The organism is Mesorhizobium sp. M1A.F.Ca.ET.072.01.1.1, from assembly GCF_004023325.1.
Taxonomy (GTDB): Bacteria; Pseudomonadota; Alphaproteobacteria; order Rhizobiales; family Rhizobiaceae; genus Mesorhizobium.
Genome location: NZ_RZSF01000595.1, coordinates 1 through 1,877 on the forward strand (window position 1 = coordinate 1; position 1,877 = coordinate 1,877).

Annotated in this window: 1 protein-coding gene; it reads right to left on the reverse strand. The window is 62.6% G+C overall.

The annotated features are described in order from the left end of the window. Nucleotides 1–237: 237 nt before the first annotated feature. On the reverse strand, nt 238–1,877 hold a 1,640-nt coding region (locus EOA32_RS36700), incomplete at its 5' end, for an efflux RND transporter permease subunit (RefSeq protein WP_145971500.1).

Genomic DNA, 1,877 nt, shown 5'->3' on the forward strand with positions numbered 1-1,877 from the left:
GAGCGTATAGTTGCCGTCAGCCGGTGCCGTATTTCGTTTCCTAGCCCCCGCCGGCTATCCCCGGCTCTGTCCGCCTGCTTTGTGACCACGGACGCGTTCCTTGCTGCTCCAAGTCCTCCGAGTTTTGTAAGTTGTCATGCTCTTTCGCTGCGCGATCGAGATGATCGCCAACGGTATAGCCGGTGGATTGAATGCGGTAGAGTCACGAACGTTCTGGTCTAAATCTCGGGCCTTGCATCAAAGGGGAGATGGTTCCAGGCCGAGACCTGTGGCCCGCGCCGGCGATCGCGCCTGCAGCGAACCGAGTCTGAGATAGATGGCAGGCACGACGAAGAGGTTCAGAAGCGTTGACGTGATCAGCCCGCCCAGAATGATGATGGCCATCGGATGTTCGATTTCCTGCCCGGGAATGTTGCCGGTAACAACCAGTGGAACGAGCGCAAGGCCGGTCGCCAGCGTCGTCATGAGAATGGGCGAAAGGCGTTCACGCGCGCCGCGCAGGACAAGCTCCGGTCCGAAGGGCTCGCCCTCCTCGCGCTCCAGATGCAGGAAATGGTGGATCAGAAGCACCCCGTTGCGGGCCGCGATGCCCAACACCGTCAGGAACCCCACGAGGCCGCCTAGCGAGATGATGCCGTCGCCCAGATACGCGGCGATGACCCCGCCGACCATAGCGGCCGGCAGTGACAGGAAAACCAGGGCAGCGAGCCTCCAGCTTCTCAAGGAGGCCTGCAGTAGCATGAAGATTACGACCGCGGCGACGACAGAGGCATAGACGAGCCTGTTTTGCGCAGCGTTGCGTTCCGCCGCCTCGCCCAGCAGCTGGGCATGATAGCCGAGCGGAAACTCGATCTTGGCCAGGCGCTGCTCAACCTCATGGACGACGGAGCCCAGGTCGCGGTCGCGCACATTTGCACGCACGTCATGGCGGCGCGAGGCGTTCTCGCGTTTGATGGTGCTGGCCACCGGGGCAATCTTGACTTCGGCAACGTCGCCGAGCCGGACCTGACCGCCGTCGGGAGTATCCAGGAGAACGTTCTGCACGTCGTCGAGGCCGCGCCGCGATTTGGGCGTCGACCATACCATGACGTCATACACCTTTCCGATGCGATGAACGTCGCTCACCTCGTGACCGGCGAAGATCACGGCAGCAGCGCGACGAACATCGCCGGGCTTGAGACCTCTGGAAGCCGCCTTGGCGACATCCACGGTGACCTGAATTTGCGGTACCGTCTTCTGCGGCTCCTCGTGTAGGTCGATCAGGCCCTCGATGCCGACCAGGGCGTCGCGGACCCTCACCGCCTGCTCGCGCAACGCCGCCGCGTCAGGCCCGAAAATCCGAACCACTATCGACTCGCTCGATCCGGTGAGCACTTCCTTCACGCGTTCGCGAAGGTAGGTCTGGACGTCGCGATAGATACCGGGATAGCCGTCGACCGTGTCCTGAACGGCTTTCAGGGTCTTGTCATAGTCGACCTTTGGATCGACGCTGATCCAGTTCTCCGTGAAGTCGATGCCCACCACCTCGTCGGCCACCAGCGCCCGGCCGATGTGAGCGCCGAAGTTGCGCACTCCGGGAATGGATCTCAGTTCTTTGCTGGCAGCTACCGTCATCCGATACATCTCGGCGTGCGATGTCCCGGGCGGCGTCAGCCAGTGCATGAGGAAGTCACGTTCCTTGAAGGAGGGCAGGAGCGAGGTTCCGAGCAGCGGCCAAACGCCTAATCCCGCGACCACGACGACCGCGGTGATCCCAAACGTCGCGCGAGGAGCAGCGATGATCCTCGACAGCATGGCGGCATAGCCTCGCTGCAACCACCCGACCAGCGGCGAGACGCGCTCGATCGGCGCTCCTTGAAGCAGGATAAGGCAGAGTG